This window comes from Ramlibacter sp. G4-7, from assembly GCF_057784995.1.
Genome location: NZ_JBYNTT010000011.1, coordinates 74,715 through 98,514, shown reverse-complemented (window position 1 = coordinate 98,514; position 23,800 = coordinate 74,715). Strand labels below are relative to the sequence as shown.

20 protein-coding genes are annotated in these 23,800 nt (G+C 68.5%); 15 read left to right on the top strand and 5 right to left on the bottom strand.

Annotation, left to right across the window (positions count from 1 at the left end):
* Positions 1-10: 10 nt before the first annotated feature.
* The gene (locus AC3EGR_RS16440) at positions 11-451 is read right to left on the bottom strand and encodes a rhodanese-like domain-containing protein (protein WP_488547584.1); all 441 of its coding nucleotides are present in this window, start codon (positions 449-451) and stop codon (positions 11-13) included.
* Between the two features lie 52 nt (positions 452-503).
* The gene (locus AC3EGR_RS16435; protein WP_488547583.1) at positions 504-1,295 is read right to left on the bottom strand and encodes a fumarylacetoacetate hydrolase family protein; all 792 of its coding nucleotides are present in this window, start codon (positions 1,293-1,295) and stop codon (positions 504-506) included.
* Positions 1,296-1,456: 161 nt separating this feature from the next.
* Here AC3EGR_RS16435 and AC3EGR_RS16430 point away from each other — a divergent pair, with 161 nt between their 5' ends.
* From AC3EGR_RS16430 to AC3EGR_RS16400, 7 genes are all read left to right on the top strand, one after another.
* Positions 1,457-2,575, top strand: coding sequence for a TRAP transporter substrate-binding protein (locus AC3EGR_RS16430; protein WP_488547582.1), 1,119 nt, complete (start codon positions 1,457-1,459; stop codon positions 2,573-2,575).
* 128 nt (positions 2,576-2,703) lie between these two features.
* Positions 2,704-3,357 (top strand): TRAP transporter small permease subunit, encoded by a 654-nt coding sequence (locus tag AC3EGR_RS16425; RefSeq protein ID WP_488547581.1) that lies wholly within the window; start codon positions 2,704-2,706, stop codon positions 3,355-3,357.
* Positions 3,354-5,369, top strand: a complete 2,016-nt coding sequence (locus tag AC3EGR_RS16420) for a TRAP transporter large permease (protein WP_488547580.1) — start codon at positions 3,354-3,356, stop codon at positions 5,367-5,369. The genes AC3EGR_RS16425 and AC3EGR_RS16420 overlap by 4 nt, the downstream gene beginning before the upstream one ends.
* A 142-nt stretch (positions 5,370-5,511) precedes the next feature.
* The gene (gene icmF / locus AC3EGR_RS16415; RefSeq protein ID WP_488547579.1) at positions 5,512-8,805 is read left to right on the top strand and encodes a fused isobutyryl-CoA mutase/GTPase IcmF; all 3,294 of its coding nucleotides are present in this window, start codon (positions 5,512-5,514) and stop codon (positions 8,803-8,805) included.
* A gap of 19 nt (positions 8,806-8,824) precedes the next feature.
* Positions 8,825-10,006 carry an acetyl-CoA C-acyltransferase family protein gene (locus AC3EGR_RS16410; protein ID WP_488547578.1) on the top strand — a complete coding sequence of 394 codons (1,182 nt, stop codon included), beginning with the start codon at positions 8,825-8,827 and terminating at the stop codon, positions 10,004-10,006.
* 4 nt (positions 10,007-10,010) lie between these two features.
* Positions 10,011-10,865 carry a 3-hydroxybutyryl-CoA dehydrogenase gene (locus AC3EGR_RS16405; protein ID WP_488547577.1) on the top strand — a complete coding sequence of 285 codons (855 nt, stop codon included), beginning with the start codon at positions 10,011-10,013 and terminating at the stop codon, positions 10,863-10,865.
* A gap of 92 nt (positions 10,866-10,957) precedes the next feature.
* Positions 10,958-11,314, top strand: a complete 357-nt coding sequence (locus tag AC3EGR_RS16400) for an STAS/SEC14 domain-containing protein (protein WP_488547576.1) — start codon at positions 10,958-10,960, stop codon at positions 11,312-11,314.
* A gap of 13 nt (positions 11,315-11,327) precedes the next feature.
* Here AC3EGR_RS16400 and AC3EGR_RS16395 read toward each other — a convergent pair whose 3' ends face one another.
* Positions 11,328-12,434, bottom strand: coding sequence for a 3-deoxy-7-phosphoheptulonate synthase (locus AC3EGR_RS16395; protein ID WP_488547575.1), 1,107 nt, complete (start codon positions 12,432-12,434; stop codon positions 11,328-11,330).
* Between the two features lie 37 nt (positions 12,435-12,471).
* Between AC3EGR_RS16395 and AC3EGR_RS16390 the strand changes: the two genes are divergently transcribed.
* Positions 12,472-13,251 carry an alpha/beta fold hydrolase gene (locus AC3EGR_RS16390; RefSeq protein WP_488547574.1) on the top strand — a complete coding sequence of 260 codons (780 nt, stop codon included), beginning with the start codon at positions 12,472-12,474 and terminating at the stop codon, positions 13,249-13,251.
* Positions 13,252-13,271: 20 nt separating this feature from the next.
* Here the strand turns inward: AC3EGR_RS16390 and glgX are convergent, their stop codons facing one another.
* Together glgX and AC3EGR_RS16380 are read right to left on the bottom strand one after the other, a co-directional pair.
* The gene (gene glgX / locus AC3EGR_RS16385; RefSeq protein WP_488547573.1) at positions 13,272-15,395 is read right to left on the bottom strand and encodes a glycogen debranching protein GlgX; all 2,124 of its coding nucleotides are present in this window, start codon (positions 15,393-15,395) and stop codon (positions 13,272-13,274) included.
* A gap of 5 nt (positions 15,396-15,400) precedes the next feature.
* A complete protein-coding gene (locus AC3EGR_RS16380; protein ID WP_488547572.1) occupies positions 15,401-15,772 on the bottom strand; it encodes a DUF192 domain-containing protein in 372 nt (123 codons plus the stop codon).
* A 94-nt stretch (positions 15,773-15,866) separates the two neighbouring features.
* On the opposite strand from AC3EGR_RS16380, the gene AC3EGR_RS16375 reads away from it, so the two are divergent.
* The 7 genes from AC3EGR_RS16375 (at position 15,867) to epsE (ending at position 23,797) form a co-directional block, all read left to right on the top strand.
* Entirely contained in the window at positions 15,867-17,087 is a 1,221-nt protein-coding gene (locus tag AC3EGR_RS16375; protein ID WP_488547571.1) for an MFS transporter, read from the top strand.
* Positions 17,088-17,103: 16 nt separating this feature from the next.
* Positions 17,104-18,087, top strand: coding sequence for an NADPH:quinone reductase (locus AC3EGR_RS16370; protein WP_488547570.1), 984 nt, complete (start codon positions 17,104-17,106; stop codon positions 18,085-18,087).
* Positions 18,088-18,097: 10 nt separating this feature from the next.
* Positions 18,098-18,880 carry an SDR family NAD(P)-dependent oxidoreductase gene (locus AC3EGR_RS16365; protein WP_488547569.1) on the top strand — a complete coding sequence of 261 codons (783 nt, stop codon included), beginning with the start codon at positions 18,098-18,100 and terminating at the stop codon, positions 18,878-18,880.
* Between the two features lie 427 nt (positions 18,881-19,307).
* A complete protein-coding gene (locus AC3EGR_RS16360; protein ID WP_488547568.1) occupies positions 19,308-20,057 on the top strand; it encodes a LuxR C-terminal-related transcriptional regulator in 750 nt (249 codons plus the stop codon).
* A gap of 13 nt (positions 20,058-20,070) precedes the next feature.
* The gene (locus AC3EGR_RS16355; RefSeq protein ID WP_488547567.1) at positions 20,071-21,474 is read left to right on the top strand and encodes an undecaprenyl-phosphate glucose phosphotransferase; all 1,404 of its coding nucleotides are present in this window, start codon (positions 20,071-20,073) and stop codon (positions 21,472-21,474) included.
* 134 nt (positions 21,475-21,608) lie between these two features.
* Positions 21,609-22,976, top strand: a complete 1,368-nt coding sequence (locus AC3EGR_RS16350) for an outer membrane beta-barrel protein (protein WP_488547566.1) — start codon at positions 21,609-21,611, stop codon at positions 22,974-22,976.
* A gap of 23 nt (positions 22,977-22,999) precedes the next feature.
* Entirely contained in the window at positions 23,000-23,797 is a 798-nt protein-coding gene (gene epsE / locus AC3EGR_RS16345) for a polysaccharide export protein EpsE (protein ID WP_488547565.1), read from the top strand.
* Positions 23,798-23,800 lie beyond the last annotated feature (3 nt).

Sequence of the window (23,800 nt, the reverse complement as noted above, 5' to 3'; positions counted from 1 at the left end):
GAAGCCGGCTTCAGTTCTGGCGCCAGGGCAGGCCGCGCAGGCGCCAGCCGCCGGTGCGGCCGCGATGCCCCTCGGCGTCGGTGCCGCCTTCGAAGCCTTCCAGGATGTTGTACGCCTCGATGCCGACCTCGGCTGCGCGCCTGGCGGCGGCGATCGAACGCACGCCGCTACGGCACAGGAGCACGGCCTTCCCACCCTCGGGGACGGCCGCGCGCAGCTTGTCGGCGAAGGCGGGGTCGATCTCCATGCCCGGCCATTGCTTCCAGGCGAGCGCGACGGCACCGGGCACGAAGCCCACCCACTCGCGCTCCGCATCGCTGCGCACGTCCACGAGCACGGCTTCGCCGGCCTGCCACCAGCGGAAGGCGAGCTCGGGCGTGACGTCGCCCGCGTAGCCCTCGGCGGGCCGGGGCTGGTCGCGGTCGGGCGGGGAGGAAGCGGCGGCGGTCATGGCAAGGATTTTGCCACCCGCCGCCCGGGAGCCTGCGCGGCAGCGCCAGGCCTCAGACGATGCGCACCTGCAGGTTGGGCAGCTTGTCGATGTGGATCTCGATCACGTCGCCACGCACCACGGGGCCGACGTTCTCGGGCGTGCCCGAGTAGATGATGTCGCCGGGGTAGAGCTCGTTGGCTTCCGACAGCTTGCTGATCTGCTCGGCCACCGACCAGATCATCTGGTTCAGGTTGGCGTTCTGCTTGGTCTGCCCGTTCACCTTCAGCCAGATCGCGCCCTGCGTGAAGTGGCCGATCTGCGCGGCCGGGAACAGCGGCCCGATGGGCGCGGAGTGGTCGAAGCTCTTGCCGATCTCCCAGGGCTTCTTCTCCTCGCCCATGGCGCGCTGCAGGTCACGCCGGGTCATGTCCAGGCCGAGCGTGTAACCCCACACATGCTCGAGCGCGGTGGCCACCGGAATGTTGCGACCGCCCTTGCCGAGCGCCGCGACGAGCTCCACCTCGTAGTGGTAATTCCTGGTGAGCGTGGGGTAAGGATGGTCGGCGACCTGGCCCGGCGTCACGTTCTGGATCGCATCGGTCGGCTTCTGGAAGAAGAAAGGCGGCTCGCGGTTGGGGTCCGAACCCATCTCGCGCGCATGGGCGGCGTAGTTGCGGCCTATGCAGTAGATGCGACGCACCGGGTACATGTCGCTCGAACCCGCGACGGGAATGTAGGTATCGGCGATCGGGAACAGCGGCTTGCCGCCGCCGGCGCCCATGGTGGCACCCGTGCTCGCACAGCCCGCGAGGCCGGCCGCTGCGGCCGCGGCCGAGCCCTGGAAGAAATGACGTCTGTCCATCGTTGGTGTCTCCTGGTAATGCATGAGGGGATGCGGGTCGACAGGTGTTCGTCAGGAATGACTGTCGCTTGCCGCTACGCGCTCCGCGTAAACCCTATTACCCCCTGTACAGAGCGGAATCAATGATCGCCTGCCGACCATTCCAACGCAAGGAGACAAGCATGACCGACACCCAGAACACGCGTCGCCGCGGACTGCTCAAGGGAGCAGCCGTTGCAGCGGGCGCGATGGCCGCACCGATGGTGGCCGTCGCCCAGACGACCTCGTTCCGCTTCCAGAGCACCTGGCCCGCGAAGGACATCTTCCACGAGTTCGCGCTGGACTTCGCCAAGAAGGTGAACGACATGGCGGGCAATCGTCTGAAGATCGAGGTGCTGCCCTCGGGCGCGGTCGTGCCGGCCTTTCAACTGCTCGAGGCGGTCAACAAAGGCACGCTCGATGGCGGCCACGGCGTGGTGGCCTACCACTACGGCAAGAACTCCGCGCTGGCGCTATGGGGTTCGGGCCCGGCCTTCGGCATGAACCCGAACATCGTACTGGCCTGGCACTACTACGGCGGCGGCAAGGCGCTGCTCGAGGAGATCTACAAGTCCATCAACATGGACGTCGTGTCCTACCTGTACGGACCCATGCAGACGCAGCCGCTCGGCTGGTTCAAGAAGCCGGTGTCGAACGTGGCGCAGCTCAAGGGCCTGAAATTCCGCACCGTGGGCCTCGCGGTCGACATGTTCAGCGACCTCGGGCTGGCGGTGAATCCGCTGCCCGGCAGCGAGATCGTGCCGGCGCTGGACCGCGGCCTGATCGAGGCGGCGGAATTCAACAACGCCTCCTCCGACAAGGCGCTGGGCTTTCCCGACGTCGCGAAGAACTGCATGCTGCAAAGCTTCCACCAGAGCGGCGAGCAGTTCGAGGTGCTGTTCAACAAGGCCAAGTACAACGGGCTGGCGCCGGAACTGAAGTCCATCATCGATTACGCGGTGCAGGCCGCCTCCGCGGACTTCGCGTGGAAGTCGATCGACCGCAATTCCAAGGACTACATCGAGCTCAAGACCAAGGACAAGATCGCGTTCTACAAGACGCCGGATACGATCCTGCGCGCCCAGCTGGACGCCTGGGACCGCGTGGTGGCCAAGAAGTCGACCGACAACCCGTTCTTCAAGCGCGTGCTCGACTCGCAGAAGGCCTTTGCCGAGCGCGCCGGCCAGTGGCAGTTCGACTACGAGGTCGATTTCAAGATGGCGTGGAACCGCTACTTCGCCAAGACCACGAAGAAGGCCTGACGCGCTGACGCGCTCCTCAGGGCCAGGGCCAGGGGCTGGGGCCCGGGGCCCGGGGCCCGGGGCCCAGGGAAGACCGATCCCTGGGTCCTGGACCCCGGCCCCTGGTCCGATCAACATCCATACAACACATGACGATCGAGAACCTGCTGCACGGAGTGGAAAGCGTCAGCACCTGGATCGGCAAGGCCTTCGCCTGGCTGATCGTGGCGCTGATGCTGCTGGTGTGCGTCGAAGTCTTCAAGCGCTACATCCTCAACATGCCCACGGCCTGGGTGTTCGACGTGAGCAACATGCTGTACGGGACCCTGTTCATGATGTCGGGCGCCTACGCACTCGCCCAGGACGCCCACGTGCGGGGCGACTTCCTCTACGGCAGCATGAAGCCGCGGCGCCAGGCCTCGCTCGACCTGGTGCTGTTCATCGTGTTCTTCCTGCCGGGCGTGGTGGCGCTCACCTGGGCGGGATGGGTGTACTTCCGGGAGTCGCTGGCGATCCACGAGACCACGTTCAACGCGACGCCGCTGCCGATCTACCCCTTCAAGTTCTTCATCCCGCTGGCGGGGGCGGCCGTGCTGGTGCAGGGGCTCTCGGAGATCCTGCGCTGCATCGTGTGCCTGAAAACCGGTGAATGGACGCCGCGCCTGGACGACGCGCACGAGATCGACGTCGTGGAGCAGCAGCTCGCGGGCAGCACCTACGTGGACGACGAGGCGCGTCGCGACGCGATCGCCCGGGCCAAGAACATCGAAGACGCGGCGCGCCAGCGCATGGAGCAGGAATGAGCGACCCCGCACTCGGGCTGACGATGCTGGTGCTCATCGTCGTCGTGATCATGATGGGCTTCCCGACGGCGTTCACGCTGATGGGCCTGGGCATCATGTTCGGCTGGGTCGCCTTCTACGACCCCAACGTCCACTTCTGGAACAACCAGGTGTTCACGCTGATGGTGCAGCGCGCCTTCGGGGCGATGAACAACGACACCTTGCTGTGCATTCCATTGTTCGTGCTGATGGGTTACGTCATGGAGCGCGGCGCGCTCGTGGACAAGATGTTCCACAGCGTGCAACTGGCATTCCGTCGCCTGCCCGGTTCGCTCGCCGTCACCACGCTGATCATCTGCACCTTCTGGGGCATCGCCTCCGGCCTGGTCGGCGCGGTCGTGGTGCTGATGGGCGTGATCGCCATGCGGCCCATGCTCAACGCCGGCTACGACGTGCGGCTCGCCTCGGGCGTGATCACGGCCGGCGGCACGCTGGGCATCCTGATCCCTCCCTCGGTGATGATCATCGTGTACGCGGCGGTGGCGGGCCAGTCGGTGGTCAAGCTGTATGCCGCAGCGATGTTCCCCGGCTTCTTCCTTGCGCTGCTGTACCTGGTCTACGTGATCGGCTGGGTGCTGATCAATCCGAAGATCGCGCCGAGGCTGCCGCCCGAACAGCTGGTCGTGCCCATCCCCGAATGGCTCGCGACCTTGTCGCGCACGTATTCGCGCCGCATGATTCCTGCGTTCTTCGGCGCGCTGCTTGCGCCCCGCAAGGCACTGGCGCTTCCGGCCGCAGGCGGCGCGGCCACCGTCAGCATTGCGCCCCCGATCGGCGCCCGCCAGGTCCTGCGCGGCCTGGGCATCGCCAGCGTGCCGCTGCTGCTGGCCCTCGTCACGCTCGGCACCACCTGGTGGTACGTGGTGATCCATTCCCAGAAGGTCGATCGCCCGGCGGTCACCGCGACCCAGCCGGCGGACGCGCAAGTGGCGAGCGTGGGCGTCGGGGAGAGCGTGCCCGGCCCCGTGCCCGCCGGCGGCGGGCTGCAGGAACCGCCCGGGGTCACGGAGGGCGCAGCGTCGTCGATCGGACAGGGCGAGCCTGCGGCAGCGACGCTGGCGGAGCCACCAGGTGCGGCAGGCACGACTGCGCCTTCCGGCTCCGGCGCCCTGCAGGAGCCGCCCGGGGCGGTGCCCGACGAGCAACAGGCTGGCGACGCCGGCGGCCTGCAGCGGCTGGACGTGCCGCAAGGCGAGGTCGAGGCGGCGGGCGTGCCGCCCGCCTTCTACATCGGCTTCTGGCTCGTGTCCGCCGCGATCGGCTTGCTGCTGCTCTGGTACTACTGGCGCTTCGACGCCGAGCAGTTCGAAATGCTGCGCATGCTCACATCCTCGGTGATGCCGCTGGCCATCCTGACCTTCGTGGTCCTGGCGGTGATCCTGTTCGGCATCACGACGGCCACGGAATCGGCGGGCGTCGGCGCCGCGGGGGCCTTCCTGATGGCCTGGCAGGCGCGCACGCTGAACTGGAAGCGCATCAAGGAAGCGGTGTTCCTGACCGCCAAGACCACCGCCATGGTCTGCTGGCTGTTCATCGGTTCTGCCATCTTCTCCGCCGTGTTCGCCCTTCTCGGCGGCCAGGCGCTGGTGGAACGCTGGGTGCTGAGCATGGACCTCAGCCCCATCCAGTTCCTGCTGGTGTCGCAGGCGATCATCTTCGTGCTCGGCTGGCCGCTGGAGTGGACCGAGATCATCGTGATCTTCGTGCCCATCTTCCTGCCGCTGCTGCAGCACTTCCACATCGACCCGATGCTGTGGGGCGTGCTCGTGTTCGTGAACCTGCAGGCGGCCTTCCTCTCGCCGCCGGTGGCCATGTCGGCCTTCTACCTCAAGGGCGTCTCGCCGCCGCACGTGACGATCAACCAGATCTTCGCGGGGATGATGCCGTACATGGCGATCGTGATCGTCTGCATGGTCCTGATGTACATCTGGCCGCAGCTGACGCTCTGGCTGCCGAACTACCTGTACCACTGACGGCGTTCCAGGGCGCCGCCGCGACGGCCGCCCCCCTCCCCGAGGAGGGGCCGGCCCCGGCGCGGCTGCGGTCAAATGCGGGGGTTTCATTGACGTTGACGTAAACGTCAATTAAGGTGTCGGCTCCCCTGGAGCCCCCCGCATGACCGACCTGTCCGCCGAATTCAAGGCGCTCGCCAGCTACCGCCCCACCAACAAGGTGCGCTTCGTCACGGCCGCCGCGCTGTTCGACGGCCACGACGCCGCCATCAACATCATGCGGCGCATCCTGCAAGGCATGGGCGCCGAGGTGATCCACCTCGGGCACAACCGCAGCGTGGACGAGGTCGTGACGGCCGCCCTGCAGGAGGACGTGCAGGGCATCGCGGTCAGCTCCTACCAGGGCGGCCACGTCGAGTACTTCAGGTACATGGTGGACCTGCTGCGCGAGCGCGGCGGCGCCCACATCCAGGTCTTCGGCGGCGGCGGCGGCGTGATCGTGCCGGCGGAAATCCGCGAGCTGCAGGACTACGGCGTCGCCCGCATCTACAGCCCCGAGGACGGCCAGCGCATGGGCCTGGCGGGAATGATCGGCGAGATGGTCATGCGGGCCGACCACGACCTGTCGCAGCACGCCCCGCGCGAGCTGGCCGCCCTGCAGGGCCACACCCAGCAGGCCTGGCGGGCGCTCGCGCAGCTGGTGACGGCGCTGGAGAACGGCAGCGCCGACGGCAAGCTGCTGCAGGACCTGCGCCAGGCCGCGCAGCAGCGGCCGGTGCCGGTGCTGGGCATCACGGGCACCGGCGGCGCCGGCAAGTCCTCGCTCACCGACGAACTCATCCGCCGGCTGCGCCTGGACCAGGACGACCGCCTGCGCGTGGCGGTGATCTCCATCGATCCGTCGCGCCGCAAGAGCGGCGGCGCCCTGCTCGGCGACCGCATCCGGATGAACGCGATCGGGCCGTGGCAGCAGGGCCCCCGCGTCTTCATGCGCTCGCTCGCCACCCGCGACTTCGGCAGCGAGATCTCCGGGGCCCTGGGCGACGTCATCGCGGCCTGCAAGGCGGCCGGCTTCGATCTCGTGCTCGTCGAAACCTCGGGCATCGGCCAGGGCGATGCGGCCATCGTGCCGCACGTGGACGTCCCGCTGTACGTGATGACGCCGGAGTTCGGCGCCGCCAGCCAGCTGGAGAAGATCGACATGCTGGACTTCGCCGAGTTCGTGGCGATCAACAAGTTCGACCGCAAGGGCGCGGCCGATGCGCTGCGCGACGTGGCCAAGCAGGTGCAGCGCAACCGCGAAGCCTTCGGCAAGCGTCCGGAGGAGATGCCGGTGTTCGGCACCATGGCCGCACGCTTCAACGACGACGGCGTGACGGCGCTGTACCAGGCGCTCAAGCCCCGCCTGGCGCAACTGGGCCTGCCCCTGCAGGACGGCCGCCTGCCGGCCGCGAACGTGCGCCACAGCACCAACCAGTCCCCCGTGGTGCCGCCGGCGCGCACCCGTTACCTGGCGGACATTTCGGAGACGGTGCGCGGCTACAAGAAGCGCGTGCGCGAGCAGGTGCGGCTCGCGCGCGAGATCCAGCAGCTCAAGGAAGCGGCGCGCATGCTCAAGGTGGACAAGCCGGACCGCGCACCGGCGGCCGAAGCCGCCCTGGACCTGGCGGCGCAGCGCCTCACCCGCATGGACAAGGACACCTTGCACCTGCTCAAGCAGTGGCCCGACATGCAGAAGGCCTACGCGGGCGACGAGTACGTGGTGAAGATCCGCGACCGGGAGATCCGCACGAAGCTCACCTACCAGTCGCTGTCGGGCACCACGGTGCGCAAGGTGAGCCTGCCGCCTTACGAGGACCACGGCGAGATCCTGCGCTGGCTGATGCTGGAGAACGTGCCCGGCAGCTACCCGTACACCGCCGGCGTGTTCGCCTTCAAGCGCGAGAACGAGGACCCCACCCGCATGTTCGCGGGGGAAGGCGATGCCTTCCGCACCAACAAGCGCTTCAAGCTGCTGTCCGCCGGCATGCCGGCCAAGCGCCTGTCCACCGCCTTCGACTCGGTCACGCTGTACGGCAACGACCCGGACCCACGGCCCGACATCTACGGCAAGGTGGGCAACTCCGGCGTGTCCATCGCCACGCTGGACGACATGAAGGTGCTGTACTCGGGCTTCGACCTGTGCGACCCCGCCACCTCCGTGTCGATGACCATCAACGGGCCGGCACCGACCATCCTGGCGATGTTCATGAACACCGCGATCGACCAGAACATCGAAAAGTTCAGGGCCGACAACGGCCGCGATCCCACGGACACGGAGGCCGCCAAGATCCGCGAATGGGTGCTGGCCAACGTGCGCGGCACGGTGCAGGCCGACATCCTCAAGGAAGACCAGGGCCAGAACACCTGCATCTTCTCCACCGAGTTCTCGCTCAAGGTCATGGGCGACATCGCCCAGTACTTCGTGCACCACGACGTGCGCAACTTCTACTCGGTGTCGATCTCGGGCTACCACATCGCCGAGGCGGGCGCCAACCCGATCTCGCAGCTGGCCTTCACGCTGTCCAACGGCTTCACCTTCGTCGAGGCCTATCTCGCGCGCGGGATGCACGTCGACGATTTCGCGCCCAACCTGTCCTTCTTCTTCTCCAACGGCATGGACCCGGAGTACACGGTGCTGGGCCGCGTGGCGCGGCGCATCTGGGCGGTGGCGATGAAGGAGAAGTACGGCGCCAACGAGCGCAGCCAGAAGCTCAAGTACCACATCCAGACCTCCGGCCGCTCGCTGCACGCGCAGGAGATCGCCTTCAACGACATCCGCACCACGCTGCAGGCGCTGATCGCGATCTACGACAACTGCAACTCGCTGCACACCAACGCCTACGACGAGGCGATCACCACGCCCACCGAGGAGAGCGTGCGGCGCGCGATGGCGATCCAGCTGATCATCAACCGCGAGTGGGGACTGGCGAAGAACGAGAACCCCAACCAGGGCGCGTTCGTGATCGAGGAGCTGACCGAGCTGGTCGAGGAGGCGGTGCTGGCGGAGTTCGAGCGCATCGCCGAGCGCGGCGGCGTGCTGGGCGCGATGGAGACCGGCTACCAGCGCGGCCGCATCCAGGACGAGAGCATGCACTACGAGATGCTCAAGCACACCGGCGAGCTGCCCATCATCGGCGTCAACACCTTCCGCAATCCGCACGGGGACCCCACCCCGGACAAGCTGGAACTGGCCCGCTCCACCGAGGAGGAGAAGCAGGGCCAGCTGCAGCGCCTGCGCGATTTCCACGCGCGCAACGCCGCCCACGCGCCCGCCATGCTGCAGCGGCTGCAGCAGGCGGTCATCGAGGACCGCAACGTGTTCGAGGTGCTGGTGGACGCCGTGCGCGTGTGTTCCCTGGGCCAGATCACCACGGCCCTGTTCGAAGTCGGCGGCCAGTACCGCCGCAACATGTAAGAAAGCAAGGACGGAAAGAATGACTCGCGAGATCCATGTCGTCGGTGCGGCCCGCACCGCCATCGGCACTTTTGGCGGCGGCCTGAAGGACGTGCCCCTGACGCAACTGGCGACCACCGCCGTCAAGGAGGCCCTGCGCCGCTCCGGCGCCGACGCCCAGGCCGTGGGCCATGTGGTGATGGGCAACGTCATCCCCACCGACGTGCGCGACGCCTACCTGTCGCGCGTGGCGGCCCTGGAGGCCGGCCTGCCGCAGGAGACGCCCGCCTTCAACGTGAACCGGCTGTGCGGCTCGGGGCTGCAGGCGGTCGTCTCCGCCGCGCAGACGCTGCTGCTCGGTGACGCCGAAATCGCGGTCGGTGCCGGCGCCGAGTCCATGAGCCGCGCGCCCTACTTCATGAACGCCGCGCGCTGGGGCGGCCGCATGGGGGACCTGACGGCCACCGACTACATGCTGGGCATCCTGCACGATCCCTTCCACCGCATCCACATGGGGGTCACGGCGGAGAACGTGGCCAGGCGCGACGGCATCACCCGCGAGATGCAGGACCAGCTCGCCGTCGAAAGCCACCGGCGCGCCGCGCGGGCCATCGCGGAAGGCCGGTTCCGGGAGCAGATCGTCCCGGTGGAGGTGGCCACCCGCAAGGGCACGGTGCTGTTCGACACCGACGAGCACGTGCGCGCCAACACGACCCTGGAGCAGCTCGCCAAGATGAAGCCGGCCTTCGACAAGGAAGGCTCGGTCACCGCCGGCAATGCCTCGGGCATCAACGACGGCGCTGCGGCCCTGGTGCTGGCCAGCGGGGAGGCGGTGAAGGCACACGGCCTGAAATCGCTGGCGCGCCTGGTCTCCTACGCCCACGCCGCGGTCGACCCGAAGATCATGGGCCTGGGGCCCGTCCCCGCCAGCCGGCTCGCGCTGCAGCGCGCCGGCCTCAAGGCGGCGGACCTGGACGTGATCGAATCGAACGAGGCTTTCGCCGCCCAGGCCTGCGCCGTGACCCGCGCGCTGGAACTGGATCCCGCCAAGGTCAACCCCAATGGCTCCGGCATCTCGCTGGGGCATCCCGTGGGCGCCACCGGCGCGATCATCGCGACCAAGGCGATCTATGAACTGCAGCGCATCGGCGGCCGTTACGCGCTGGTGACGATGTGCATAGGCGGCGGGCAGGGCATCGCCGCCATCTTCGAGAGGGCCTGAGCATATGAGGAACATCCGCAGCATCGGCGTGATCGGCGCCGGCACCATGGGCAACGGCATCGCGCAGGCCTGCGCGGTCGCGGGGCTGCCCGTCGTCATGGTGGACATCAACGACGAAGCCGTGCAGCGCGGCACCAAGACGCTCGCCGGCAGCCTGGACCGGCTGGTGAAGAAGGAAAAGCTCACGCAGGCCGCGAGCGCCAAGGCGCTGGGCCTCGTGAAGGGCAGCACCCAGTACGCGGACCTGCGCGACTGCGACCTGGTCATCGAGGCGGCCACCGAGAACCTGGAACTCAAGCTGCGCATCCTCCGGCAGATCGAGGAGATCGTCGGCGAAGACGCGGCCATCGCGACCAACACCTCGTCGATCTCGATCACGCAGCTGGCCGCCGTGCTGAAGAAGCCCGGACGCTTCATCGGCATGCACTTCTTCAACCCGGTGCCGATGATGGCGCTGGTGGAGCTGATCCGCGGCCTGCAGACGGAGGACGCGACGCACGCGGCGAGCGCCGCCTTCGCCCAGGCCATCGGCAAGAGCCCGGTCACCGTGCGCAACCGCCCGGGCTTCGTCGTCAATCGCATCCTCTGCCCGATGATCAACGAGGCGGTCTTCGTGCTGCAGGACGGGCTGGCGACGGCGGAGGACATCGACACCGGGATGCGCCTGGGCTGCAACCACCCCATCGGCCCGCTGGCGCTCGCCGACCTGATCGGGCTGGACACGGTGCTGGCCGTGATGAACGTGTTCCACGACGGCTTCAAGGACTCCAAGTACCGCCCGGCCCCCCTGCTGCAGGAGATGGTCGACGCCGGCCGCCTGGGCCGCAAGACCGGGCGGGGCTTCTACAGCTACGCCTGAAGCGGCCGCTTCGGCGAAGCGGGTAGGATGGGGGCTGCAAGGGAGAAAAACATGAGAAGCAGCCAGCCCCGTCCGGGCGGGAGAGCCGCGGCGTGACCGCCACGGTGCACTACACCCATGGCCCCAACTTCGCCGTCGCGGAGGTCACCTCGCTGGCCTTCCTGGAGAACGCGGTCCCCGTGCTGCACGCCATCGTCGAGCGCACGCGGGAGCATGGCGACCGACGCCTGCTGATCAACCTCATCGACGTCGTCGGCACCTTCGGCCCCGAGGAGCAGCGCGAGCTGGGCATCCTCGCGCACCGCTCCCTGTCGCACCTGGAGAAGGTCGCCTCGCTGGTGCCGCCGGACAAGATCACGCGCGTGAGCGAGGCGCAGGCGCAGGCCCAGGGCTTGCAGCTGCAGGTGTTCACGCAGCTGTCGGATGCGATCGACTGGCTGGTGGCGTGACGCAAGCGTCCGCCTAGGATTTCCGCCCCTGGCGCACGGCTGCCGCCAGTTCGCGCAGCAGCTCCTCCGTCTGCTCCCAGCCGATGCAGCCATCGGTGATGGACACCCCGGGCGCCGGCGCGACGCCCGCCTTCAGCTCCTGCCTTCCCTCGCGCAGGTGGCTCTCGATCATCATGCCGAGGATGCGCTTGTCGCCGGCGGCGATCTGCCGCGCGACATCGCGCGCCACCTCCGGCTGGCGCCGGTAGTCCTTGCCGGAATTGGCGTGGGAGCAGTCGACCATGACGCGTTCCAGCACCCCGGCGTTGCGCAGTAGCGCGCAGGCGGCTTCCACGTCGGCCGCCGCGTAATTCGGACCGCGCGAGCCGCCGCGCAGGATGACGTGGCCGTCCGCATTCCCCTGCGTCTCGAACACGGCCGCCACGCCCATCTTGGTCATGCCCATGAACGCGTGCGGCGCCCCGCAGGCGACCAGCGCATCGGCCGCCATCTGCACGCTGCCGTCGGTGCCGTTCTTGAAGCCGATGGCGCAGCTCAGGCCCGAGGCGAGCTGCCGGTGGCTGGGGCTTTCGGTGGTGCGGGCGCCGATGGCCCCCCAGCTGATCAGGTCCGAGATGTACTGGGGGCTGAGCAGGTCCAGGAATTCGGTGCCGGCCGGAAGCCCCAGCTGCGCGACCTCCAGCAGCAGCTGGCGCGCCAGGCGCAGGCCTTCGTTGATGCGGAAGCTGCCGTCCAGCCGCGGGTCGTTGATGAAGCCCTTCCAGCCGACGGTGGTGCGCGGCTTCTCGAAGTACACGCGCATCACCGGCAGCAGGTCCTGCCGCAGTTCGCCGGCCAGGGTGCGCAGGCGGCGCGCGTACTCCAGCGCCTGCGCGTGGTCGTGGATGGAACAGGGCCCGACCACGACCAGCAGGCGCGCATCGCTGCCGTGCACGATCGCAGCCACCTCGTGGCGGCTGCGCTCCACGAAGGCCTGCACGGCCTCGTCGGCGGGCAGCTCGTGCTGCAGCAGCGCCGGCGAGATCAGCGGGCGCACGTCGCGGATGCGGACGTCGTCGAGCCGCGTGGACTGCGGCATCTCTTCCGCACCTTCCGGGCGCGGCGTGGTCGTCGGGTTCATGGGAGCTCTCCTGCAGCCTGCACTATATTGGCTGCCCATGGCATTCGCTTTCCTGGAAGGTGCGCGCGGCCCGCTGCGCATCGAATACGAATGGGTCGGCGCCGAAGGCGCGCCCGTGATGGTCTTCCTGCACGAAGGCCTGGGCTCGGTCGCGATGTGGCGCGACTTTCCCGGGCGCCTGTGCGAGGCGGCGGGCCTGCGCGGCCTGGTGTACTCGCGCCCCGGTTACGGGCAATCGACGCCGCGCCCGCCCGAGGAGCACTGGCAACCGGACTTCATGCACGTGCAGGCGCGCGAGGTGCTGCCGGCGCTGCTGCGCACGCTGGGCGTGGACAAGCCCTGGCTGCTCGGGCACAGCGACGGCGGCTCCATCGCGCTGCTGTACGCGGGGGCCTTTCCACAGGACGTGCTGGGCGCCGTCGTGCTCGCTCCGCACATCCTCGTCGAGGAGATCTCGCTCACCAGCATCCGGCAGGCGCGCGAGACCTACATGCAGACGGACCTGAAGCAGAAGCTGGCGCGCTACCACGCGGACGTGGATTCGGCCTTCTGGGGCTGGAACGATGCCTGGCTGTCGAACGCCTTCCGGACCTGGTCCATCGAGCAAGAGATAGGCGCGATCCGCTGCCCCCTGCTCGCCATCCAGGGCGTCGCCGACGAATACGGCACCCTGGAGCAGGTCCGCGGCATCGCCCGGCGCCTGCCGCAGACGCAATTGCTGGAGCTGCCGCGCTGCGGGCATTCGCCGCACAAGGACCAGCCCCAGGCCGTGATCGAGGCCGTCACGCAATTCGTGGCGATGTCGTCCCGTCCCTGAGCCGGGATCCATGGCGCGGGCTACGTCCGCGGGCAGCGGAACAACTTCAGCGTCCGCGCCGGCAGCAGCGTCTTGTCTCCCGCCTTCTGCGTCTCGCTGGCCTCGTCGTCGCTGGTATCCACCAGCAGCTCCCAGTGCCCGCACTCCGCGAAATCCGGCAGCGTGAACTCCAGGTCCTCGTGCGAGGACGAGAGCATCAGCAGCAGGTGGTCGTCGTGCAGCGGACGGCCCTGGCGGTCGGTTTCCTTCAGGCCATTGCCGGCCAGGAACATGGCCAGCGACTGCGTGTGGGGGTTCTGCCAGTCCTCGTCCGTCATCGCCTCGCCGTCATGGCGCAACCACATCACGTCGTGGATGTCGCTGCCGCGGATGGGCCGGCCGGAGAAGAACTTCTGGCGGTGCAACGCCGGGTGCTCCTTGCGGATGCGGATCAGGCGGCGCGTGAACTCCAGCAGCTTGCCGTCCACCTGGCTCCAGTCGAACCAGCTGATCTCGTTGTCCTGGCAATAGGCGTTGTTGTTGCCCTGCTGGCTGCGGCCGAACTCGTCGCCACCCAGCAACATGGGGGTGCCCTGGCTCAGGAGCAGCGTGGCGAGGAAGTTGCGCAGTTGCCGGTCGCGCAGGCGATTCACCTCGGCGTCGTCGCTCGGGCCCTCGGCGCCGCAGTTCCAGGAGCGGTTGTCGTTGTGGCCGTCCTGGTTGTTCTCCTGGTTCGCCTCGTTGTGCTTGTCGTTGTAGCTCACCGTGTCGCGCAGCGTGAAGCCGTCGTGCGCGCTGATGAAGTTGATGGAGGCCGAAGGCTTGCGGCCGTCGCCCTGGTACAAGTCGCTCGATCCCGTGAGGCGGTAGCCCAGGTCGCTGGCCAGGCCGCCCTCGCCCTTCCAGAACGCGCGGATCGAGTCGCGGTACACGCCGTTCCACTCGGCCCAGCGCACCGGGAAGTTGCCCACCTGGTAGCCGCCCTCGCCCACGTCCCAGGGTTCGGCGATCAGCTTCACGTGCGACAGCACCGGGTCCTGGTGGATGATCGTGAAGAAGCCCGAGAGCTGGTCCACCTCGTGCAGCCCGCGCGCCAGCGTGCTCGCCAAGTCGAAGCGGAAACCGTCCACGTGCATGGCGAGCACCCAGTAGCGCAGCGAATCCATGATCAGCTGCAGCGTCTGCGGATGGCGCCCGTTGAGCGTGTTGCCGGTGCCGGTGTAGTCGAAGTAGAAGCGCGGGTTGTCCGCGACGAGCCGGTAATAGGTCGGGTTGTCGATGCCCTTGAAGCTGAGGGTCGGCCCCATGTGGTTGCCCTCCGACGTGTGGTTGTAGACCACGTCCAGGATCACCTCCAGCCCGGCGGCGTGCAGCGCCTTGACCATCTCCTTGAACTCGCGCACCGCACCCACGGGGTCGCCGCGCTTGAACGCGGCGCTGTAGCGCAGCTCCGGCGCGAAGAAGTTCAGGGTGGAGTAGCCCCAGTAGTTCGTCAGTCCCTTGTCCAGCAGGAAGGGATCGTCCAGGTGCACGTGCACCGGCATGAGTTCGACGGCGGTGATCCCCAGCGACTTCAGGTAGGTGATCATGGTCGGGTGGGCCAAGCCTGCGTAGGTGCCGCGCAGTTCCTCGGGCACCTCCGGGTGCAGCTGCGTGAGCCCTTTCACGTGCGCTTCGTAGATCACCGTCTCGTGCAGCGGCGTGTTGGGCCACCGGTCGTCGCCCCAGTCGAAGGTGTTGTCGACCACCACGCCCAGCGGCGCGCCGCGCTGGTCCCGTTCGAGCATCGCGTAATCCTCGCGCTCGCCACCGGTTTCGTAGGCGAACACGCCCCGTTCGAAGTTCTCCAGGCCGTCCAGGGCGCGCGCATAGGGATCCAGCAGGACCACGTTCGGATTGAAGCGCAGGCCGCGGTCCGGGTCGTAAGGCCCGTGCACGCGGTAGCCGTAGCGCTGCCCGGCCTGCACGCCCGGCAGGTAGCCGTGCCAGATGAAGGCCGTCTGCTCGCGCAGGGGGACGCGCGTTTCCCGGCCGTCCGCATCGAAGAGGCAGAGCTCGACGCGCGTCGCGTTCTCGGAATACAGGGCGAAGTTGACGCCCTCGCCGTCCCAGGTCGCGCCCAGCGGATACGGCTCGCCCGGATGGACGAGGATCGCGTTGCTCATGCTGCTCATCCCAGGAAGACGGGACCTTCGAGGCGCGTGCCGGGCCCGATGCCGCGCTCGTCGAACCAGCCCTGGTTCACTTCGAGCACGAAGCGCACCGGATGCCCGGACGACTCGGCTTCCAGGTCGTAGGGCTCCAGGTCGGCGATCTTCAGGATGGTGCCGTCGTCCTCCAGGAAGGCGATCGACAGCGGCAGCGGCGTGTCCTTCATCCAGAAGTTCTGCACGTCCGCTGCATCGCACATGAACAGCATGCCTTCATCCTGCGGCAGCTTCTGGCGGTGCATGAGGCCGAGCGCCCGCTCCTCGTCGCTGCGGGCGACGTACACCTGGATCTGGTGCTCACCGGTGGTGAGCTGCACGCGCGGAAGATTCATGGATGGCAATGGTGGCGCCGGCGGCGGGGCTGCTTCGTAGGACAGCGCCACTGCCTGCAGAGTCAGCCCGCGATGGCGCGTTGTAGGATGCCCCGTGACTTCCCCCGCAGTAACCTCCCCCGCCCCCGATCCCGCAGCCGCCACCCGCGCGGCCGTCGTCCTGCTGGCGCTCGCCGGCTTCTTCAGCGGCGCCGCCCTGCGCATCTGCGACGGGCTGATCCCGCGCCTGGCCAGCGACTACGCCGTGACGCCCGGCGTCGCGGGCCGCGTGATCCTGACCTTCGCCGTCGCCTACGGCGTCTCGCAACTGCTGTTCGGCCCGCTGGGCGACCGCTACGGCAAGGCGCGCGTCATGTGCGGTGCGCTGTTCGGCTCCGCCCTGGCGTCGCTGGCCTGCACCCTGGCGCCCGATTTCCAGACCCTGGTGCGCCTGCGCGTGTTCTGGGGCGTCGCCGCGGCGGGCGTGATCCCGCTGGCGATCGCCTGGATCGGCGACGCCGTGCCGTACGAGCAGCGGCAGGCGACGCTGGCGCGCATGCTCATGGGCACGCTGTCCGGCATGACGGCGGGCCAGCTGGCCGGCGGCCTGTTCGCGGATTCGGCCCTGGGCTGGCGCGGTGCCTTCGCCACGCTGTGCATCGGCAACCTCGTCGTGGGGCTGCTGCTGCTGGCGCGCCTGCGCAGCATCCCATCCGTGCCGCCGGTGCGCGGCACCGGCCGTTTCGCCTTCGCGACGCAGCTGGCCGCGGTGCTCGCCATCCCGTGGGCGCGCGTGGTGGTGCTGGCCGTGTTTGCCGAAGGCGTCATCCTGCTGGGGCCGCTGGCCTTCCTGCCGTCCTACCTGCACCAGCGCTTCGGCCTCGCGCTGTCGACGGCCTCGGGCCTGATCGCGCTGTATGCGGTCGGCGGGCTGCTCTATGCCGTGGTCGCCCAGCGTGTGGTGCGGCGCCTGGGCGAGCGCCGCATGGTGCTGGCCGGCGGAATCGTGATGGGCCTGGGCTTCCTCGCGCTGTACGCCACGCCCATCGCGTGGCTCGCCGCCCCGATCGCGCTGGCCCTGGGCTTCGGCACCTACCTGCTGCACAACACGCTGCAGACCAATGCGACGCAGATGGCTCCGGCCACGCGGGGCACCGCCATGGCCTTGTTCGCGTTCTCCTTCTTCAACGGGCAGGCGATCGGGGTCAGCGTCGCCGGTTACGCTTACGATCACGGCGGGCCGCTGCCGCTGCTCGTGGCGCCCGCCGTGCTGCTGCCGATGCTGGGCTGGGCTTTCGCGCGCGGCCTGGCGCGGCGCGCACGCGCGGCTGCCTGACCTCCGGAGGCAACACATGCAGGCTGCGTTCTACACCCGGCAAGGGCCGGCCCGGGAAGTGTTCACGGTGGGCGAGCAGCCCACGCCGCAGCCCGGGCCGGGCGAGGTGCGCGTGCGCCTTGCCGCGTCCGGCGTGAACCCGTCGGACTGGAAGGTGCGCAAGGGCGGCTTCGGCCGCCCGCTCGCCTTCCCGCTGGTGGTGCCGCACAGCGACGGCGCCGGCACCATTGACGCCGTCGGCGAGGGCGTGCCGCGCGAGCGCATCGGCGAGCGCGTCTGGACCTGGAACGCGCAGTGGAACCGGCCGCTGGGCACCGCCGCGCAATTCATCGCCCTGCCCTCCGCACAGGCCGTGCGCCTGCCGGCGGCGGCAAGCGATGCGGAAGGTGCCTGCATCGGCATCCCGGTCCGCACGGCCTGGCAGGCGGTGCACCGCGCGCAGCTGGGGCCAGGCCGCACCGTGCTCGTCTCTGGTGGCGCCGGTTCGGTGGGGCACTACGCGATCCAGCTGGCCAGGCGCCAGGGCGCCACCGTGCTCACGACGGTGAGCACGCAGGACAAGGCCGCGCACGCCCGGGCGGCGGGTGCCGACCACGTCATCCGCTACCGCGACGAGGACGTGGGCACGCGCGTGCAGGCGCTCGCCGGCGGCCGCGGCGTCGACGCCGTGATCGAGATGGACTTCACCACCAACGTGCGCCACTACCCGGCCTGCGTGCGCCCCGGCGCGACGGTGGTCGTCTACGGCCTGGGCGCGCAGGAAGCGACCCTGCCCACGTACTGGTTCATGCGCAACCGCATCCGCCTGGAGCACCTGTTTGTCTACGACATGGACCCGGACGAACGCGAGCTGTGCCACCGCGAAGTGCTGGGCCTGCTTGAAGCCGGCGCGCTGCGGCACACGGTGGCCCTGCGGCTGCCGCTGGCCGACATCGCCAGGGCCCACGACCTGGTCGAACAGGGACAGGCCCTCGGCCACGTCATTCTCGACATCACCTGAAGGAGAAGAGATGGACCTGCAACTGCAAGGCAAGCACGTGCTGGTCACGGGCGGCAGCCGCGGCATCGGCCTGGCCTGCGCCCGCGAGTTCCTGCGCGAGGGCTGCCGCGTGAGCCTGGTGGGTCGCGACCCCGCGCACATGGAGAGCGCCCGCGCGGCCTTGTCATCGGCCGAGGTACGCGGCTTCTGTGCCGACCTGCGCGATCCGGCCGCAGCCCTGCGCGTGGTCGACGAGGCCGAGGCGCAGATGGGCCCGATCGACGTCCTGGTGAACTCCGCCGGCGCGGCCAGGCGCACGCCTTTTGCCGAACTCCAGCCGCAGGACTGGCACGACGCCATGCAAGCGAAGTTCTTCACCTACGTCCACGTGATGGACCCGGTGGCCAGGCGCATGGGTGCGCGCGGGACCGGCTCCATCGTCAACGTGGTCGGCATGGGCGGCAAGGTGGCGGCACCGACGCACCTGCCCGGCGGCGCCGCGAACGCCGCCCTCATGCTGGCCAGCGCCGGACTCGCCGCGGCCTGGGGCCCGCGTGGCGTGCGCGTGAATGCCGTGAATCCGACCCTGACGCTCACCGACCGGCTGGCCGAAGGCCTCGCCGCGGACGCCCGGCTGCGCGGCACGACGCCCGAGGACGTGCGGCGCCAGTCGGAGCAGAAGCTGCCGCTGGGCCGCCTGGCGACGCCGGAAGAGATAGCGGCCGCGGTCGTGTTCCTCGCTTCCGGGCGCGCGTCCTACATTTCGGGCGCGATCCTGTCGCTCGACGGGGCGAGCACGGCGATGGTGGTCTGACGCTGCATCACCCCGCGCGCACCCACTCGCGCGGTCGCACAGGGGGCGGCGCCCATCCGACGCTGCGCGGACCGCGCCGCAAACATCCGGACTACGCGCAATGCGCCGGAATGCCTGTGGGACAAAACCCTCTGTCAATGTGAGTGCGTTACACGTCGTTCGCACAGCTTTCGGAGGCATCTACATCCAGATGTAACTTAATGAAGAACAATTGGCCGCACGGCTGTTGTAGGACAAAGGACACCCACGACTGAACACTGGCATTTGCTGTGCTTCGCTAATGCTTGAGCAACGTAAGGAGGCGTCTCGAAGGTGAGATTAAGTTGCGGCTTGATTTTTACACCGCGACACAATTTACGTCAGCCGCGAGTTCCACACTCCGCCGCCTGTGTCGAAGTTTGCTGACACGGCGAATGGGAGAAAAAAAGTGGAAGTACCGAACACCTCGCAGCCGGCCTGCAGTGAAGCCGATCTGGTCCGCGCGCTGACCCGTGGCGCGGCACTCACGAGCCGCGTTGAACTCGCGCAGTGGCTGCAGCACGACGTTCAGCCGTGGCTGCCGCACCAGCTGCTGCTGTGGGCGGAATTCCGCGACGGCATCGAGGAATGCGCGGTGCTGTCCGCTCCCCGGCACTTCCGCGACCCCACGGACCGCGGCGTCTGGGTCCCCAAGCTGATGGCGTACTTCGCCGACTGCTGGATCGCGGCCCAGCACACCCCGACCCGCGTCCCGCTCGCCGGCTGCGAAGCGCTGCTGGGCCCGGACATCCAGGCCCTCCACCAGCGCAATGCGAAGTCGGCACTGGTGCACGGTGTCGTCGACCGTCATTCCGGCACCCGTCGCGTGTTCGCTGCGATCGGCCAATTCTCCGTCGAGCCGGATCCCGCGCCCGCCTCGCTCAAGCTGTTCATCGCCGTGCTCGACACCGCGATGCGCGCCCTCCCCGCCGCCCCCGTGTGCCACGCGGATGGCCCCGGCGGCCGGGCGCTGAGCGAGCGCGAGCGCCAGATCATGCACTGGATCGCGCTGGGCAAGACCAACCCCGAGATCGGCTGCATCCTGCGCATCAGCGAATTCACGGTCAAGAACCACATCAAGAGCATCTTCTCGAAGCTCGACGTCACCAACCGCGCGCAAGCGGTGGCCAAGCTGACCCGCCTGCACTCCTATGCCTGAAGTCCGCGCCCACATGCTCCCGAGCCGCATCGAGCAGGCATCCCACTGGATGCCGGCTCCGAGCATGGACAACCGCATGCTCGGCGCGCTGGAGGCTCTCGTCGAGCCCCTGGCGAGCGTCGCTTCGCTGTGGCTGCTGGTTTGGTGGTTCGACAACGATCTCAGCCCCGCGTGGGTGATCGTCTCGGTCCTGGTGTTTGCATTGGGCTTCCCCGGCCGCAGGCAACTGCAGCTGAGCCCGGCCAAGGTGCTGATCGGAACGCTCGTGCTGTGGCTGTGGACGGCCGGCCTGCTGCTCACGCTCGGCTTCGCCAGCGGCCGCATGGACAGCTTCGACCCGGTGGTGGTCGGCCACTGGCTCTGGTTCGCCCCGGCGGTGCAGCTCGCCGCGCACGGGGCCCTGCGGGCGGCCGCCCCGCGGCTGGCGCGCCTGCAAGGCCAGGTCCAGCGGGCGGTGATCGTGGGGACGAACGAACAAGGGTGGCTGCTCGCGCAACGCCTCGCGAACGCGCCCGACTCCGCGATCGAGCTGATGGGGATCTTCGGGGACCACGCCGCGCCGGACGGCTACGCCCCGCGTTGCGCGGTGCTGGGCAAGACCAATTCCGTGGCCTCGTACGTGAAGGAGCACCGCATCGACCGCGTCTACCTGTCGCTGCCGATGACCGCTTCCGGCCGCACGCGGCGGATGCTGGACGCGTTGAAGGACACCACGGCCTCCGTGTATTTCGTGCCGGACATGTTCGTCACCGACCTGATCCAGGGGCGCGCCGACTCGGTCTGCGGCCTGCCGGTGGTGTCCGTGTGCGACACGCCCTTCCGTGGCCCGGCCGGGGTCATCAAGCGCGTGAGCGACCTCGTGCTGGCCTCGGTCATCCTGGTCCTGATCTCGCCCGTGATGCTCGGCGTCGCGATCGCCGTGAAGTTGAGCTCGCCCGGCCCGGTGATCTTCCGGCAGCGCCGCTACGGCCTCAACGGCCAGGAAATCATCGTCTACAAGTTCCGCTCGATGACGGTCACCGAAGACGGGGGCGAAGTCCGCCAGGCCCGCAGGAACGACTCGCGCGTGACCCGGGTGGGCGCCATCCTGCGCCGGACCTCGCTCGACGAGCTGCCGCAATTCATCAACGTCCTGCAAGGCCGCATGAGCGTCGTTGGTCCGCGGCCACACGCCGTCGCGCACAACGAGATGTACCGCCGGCTGGTCAAGAGCTACATGGTCCGGCACAAGGTCCGTCCCGGGATCACGGGCTGGGCCCAGGTGAACGGTTTCCGGGGCGAAACCGAATCGGTCGAGAAGATGGAGGCGCGCGTGCGCTTCGATCTGGATTACTTGCGGAACTGGTCGTTGCGGCTGGACCTTTACATAATCCTCAGGACCATCCGCCTGGTGTTCCGGGACAGCGCAGCCTACTGAAGGGAAAGCAGCAGATGCCCAAGGCCCTGGTGGATGGTGAAGTGTCCGTTTGCGTGGAGCGCGAGCAGCGTCTCCGCGTGCGCGGAAAAGCGCCCCAATCCCGGGGCAGTCTCATCCAAAAGCCTGAGGATTCCTTGAAGAAACATCTCACCTTCCGGCCCGTGCTGGCCACCTTGTGCGCCTTGCCGCTCGCAGTGCATTCGCAAGGCGCACAGCCCGCCGGCCCCGCGCAACCGACGCAAGCCTCGACCACGTCGCAGGCATCCGCTCCGTCCACGCCCTCCGTACCGGAGTCGGCGCTGTGGCACGGTACGCCCTCACAGGCTCCCGGCGTGCCCTATCCGTCGGGCCTCTTCTACCCGTCCGCCTTCGCTCCGGCCGGCACCCAGGCGTCCACGGTCACCGAGGACGTCGGGCCGGCGCTGCAGTTCCGCGTCCTGGCCGGCATCGAGCACGAGAGCAACGTCACCCGCGTCAACACGGGTGAGGTCTCGGACACGGCGGCCATCCTGGGCGTCGGCGTGCGGTTCGATCGCCGCTACAGCCTGCAGCGCCTGCGGGCCGACGTGGAAGCCAACACCTACCGCTACACCGACGATTCGTCTCTCAATTACAACATCGTCAACTACGCGCTCGCGTGGGACTGGTCGCTGACGCCGCGCTTCCATGGCGTGCTCGGTGCGAACCAGCAGCAATACCGCGACGTGCAGCTCGATCCCGTGACGCTCGTGAACCGGGTCGGCCGCCGCAGCGACCGCACCGAGCTGCTCGAAGGCGTCTACGAGATCGGCGCCGCCTGGCGCGTGACGGGCGGCTTCGCGCACACGCAGTCCAAGAGCGAACTGCCCAACAGCTGGGACGGCAACCCGGACATCACCAATTTCCGCGCCGGCCTGGGCTACGAATTTCCCTCGGGTGCCTCCGTCTACGGCCGCCTGCGGCACGGCAAGGGTTCGTACAAAGATCCGCGGTCCTCGGTCAATGGCGACTTCGACGAGAACGAAGTGGACGCGGTGCTCAAGTGGCCCGTGTCCGGCAAGACCGCGCTGGACGCGCGCCTGGGCCATGTCGAGCGCAAGCACGACACCGACACGCAACGCGATTTCTCGGGCATGGTGGGGGCCGCCGTGGTCTCCTGGGCCATCACCGGCAAGACCTCGATCGCGGGCGGCATCAGCCGTGACCTGAGCGCCACGGGCGACGTCGTCGGCGGCAGCGTGACCAGCGACCGCGTGTTCATCGGACCGATCTGGCGGGTGACTCCGCTGGTGGCCGTGAACCTGCGCTACGACCACGTGCGCCGCGCGTGGGAAGACATTCCCGCCGGCAACATCAATGCCGGCCGCCACGAATCCGCCAACATCCTGTCCGCAGCCGTCGAATGGCAGCCGCTGCGCTGGATGGCGGTGTCAGGGTATGTCCGCGGAGAGCGGCAGACATCCAACGCCAACACCGGTTACCGCAACACCACTGTAGGAGCCGCGGTGAAGGCATTTTTCTAGCCAGTACTGAAGGGAGATCACTCATGCCAAACCTCTTTCGAATCACGATAGCCTTGCTGCTTTCGGCCTGCACGGCCGCGACGTTTGCAGCTGCACCGCCGGACTACAAGCTGGCGGCAGGCGACTCGATCAAGGTCCAGGTCTACCAGAACCCGGACATGACCGTCGAAGCGAGGGTTTCCGAGAGCGGCACCATCAGCTACCCGCTGGTCGGCAGCGTGTCCATCGGCGGCATGAGCATCCCCCAGGCGGAGAAGGCCGTTGCCGGCGCGCTGGAGCGCGGCAAGATCCTCAAGCAGCCGCAGGTCAACATCGTGCTGCTGCAGGTGCGCGGCAACCAGGTCTCGGTGCTCGGCGAGGTGCAGCGCCCCGGGCGCTTCCCGCTGGAGACCACGACGGTGCGGGTGAGCGACATGCTCGCCACCGCCGGCGGGATCACCCCGACGGGCAATGACCAGGTGATCATCAGCGGCACCCGCGACGGCAAGCCGTTCCGCAAGAGCGTCGACGTGCCCAGCCTGTTCCGCGCCGACGCCAGCGCCGACGACATCCTGCTGGCGCCGGGCGACACGGTGTTCGTCACCAAGGCGGCCACCTTCTACATCTACGGCGCCGCCCAGCGTCCCGGCACCTACAAGATCGAGCGCGGCATGACCATGCAGCAGGCCCTGGCGATCGCCGGCGGCCCGAACGCGCGTGGCAGCGAACGCATGCGCCTGGACCGCAAGAGCGAGGACGGTCGGCTGCAGCAGATCGAGCCGCGCATGACCGACGTGGTTCAGCCTGGCGACGTGCTGTTCGTCAAGGAAAGCCTGTTCTGATTT